Genomic DNA, 1,383 nt, shown 5'->3' with positions numbered 1-1,383 from the left:
TGAAGGCGGTAGCGAATGAGTGATTTTTATTACGGTCAAGGAAAAGTCTACCTGGCTCGCCGCAATACGGCGGGCCAGGCTTTATCATGGCGCTGGATTGGTGATGTTTCTGCGTTAACTCTTGAGCTGGAATTCGATGAAAAGAAATCGAAAGCGTCCGTGGGTGGGCGGTTGGTTGACTCACAGCGTTATGTTTCTGCCGTCAATGGGAAAGTAACATCTACCTGGCACGAGTATTCAAAAGAAAATTTACAGGTATTGCTTTATTCCAATATGGCCAGCAGAACGCCTAGCCTTGTGACGGGCGAGGTTTTACCGGCTGGGATTCAGGCTGGTGACACTATCAGCCTGCGTTACCCAAATGTTTTTGGCGTCTCAATCGCTGCGCTCATTGCTGGTGAAGATTACACCGTAGACCCGCTCTGGGGTGTAATTACATTTTTAAAAACGCCAGCTCAGCAACCTGTTGTTGATTACGCGTATGTAGGCTACGCCTCTCTACCGTTAATGAATGCTGCAGGTGAAGAGTTCTCATTGCGCTATGAAGGCGTCAACCTGGCAGAGAAACAATCTCACATCCTTGTTGAGTTATATCGTGTCAGTTTTGATTTGATTTCGAATTTGTCATTAATAAATAACGATTCCAATCTCAGCGAGCTGGAAACCTCATCCGTGATTTTGCATGACGTTACAAAAATAGCCGATTCGGAACTGGGACAATTTGGGCGAATTCTTCAGTTTGCCCGCTTAAACGGACTCACACACAACGGTGTCATTAATCATGATGGCCGATATTCACACGGCGGGAATTAACATGGCTAATTATCTAGACGAAACCAACCAGTGGATTGATAAAATCTTTCAGCTTGAGACAGACACCCCAGTATTGGGTGGTGTGAATGGCCCTGATAACTGGCAGGCCCAACAACTGGCATCCAGAACCCGCTATTTAAAGGAGCGGTTGACAGCGTTAAATGACCTGGCGATGGCCAGCGGTATCGGTGCCTATGACTCCGTCGAGGCTGCGCAAACGGCAATCAATGATGGTTCGGAAAAAAGGCGTTACTTTAACGTATTGAAAACGGGTTCATATTGGGTTGAACGCTATGAAAATGTCAACGGCATAGCGACGCCGACGGGAGAGAAACTACCAAATGGGCAGTATTTTTCCCATTTAAATGACGATGTTCGTCAGCTGGCCAATCATAACTATTCAATCAATGAAACCGCATTGGATTTTAACGATATTGGTAACCTTGATTTAGATGAGCCATCGTTAATCCGAATTACCGATATCAATACGCACGATAGCTTCTTAGGGACGATTCAATTTTCACAGATTGCGGCTGCAGGTGGGATTATTCAGCGTTGGTATATGCCTAA

General features: G+C 45.8%; 1 protein-coding gene and 1 pseudogene. Both read left to right on the top strand.

Annotation, left to right across the window (positions count from 1 at the left end; genetic code table 11):
- Window positions 1–15 precede the first annotated feature (15 nt).
- Window positions 16–813: a hypothetical protein gene (locus ACJ8HT_RS24085; protein WP_442520146.1), complete on the top strand. Its 798-nt coding sequence runs from the start codon at window positions 16–18 to the stop codon at window positions 811–813.
- A pseudogene (locus tag ACJ8HT_RS24080) lies at window positions 782–1,383 on the top strand (hypothetical protein); the annotation flags it as partial. The gene ACJ8HT_RS24085 and the pseudogene ACJ8HT_RS24080, both read left to right, overlap by 32 nt.

The sequence above is a fragment of the Serratia sp. CY44782 genome, from assembly GCF_052168715.1.
GTDB classification, from domain to species: domain Bacteria; phylum Pseudomonadota; class Gammaproteobacteria; order Enterobacterales; family Enterobacteriaceae; genus Serratia; species Serratia nevei.
The sequence above is the reverse complement of the archived record's forward strand: the minus strand, read 5'-3'. Positions and strand labels throughout refer to the sequence as shown.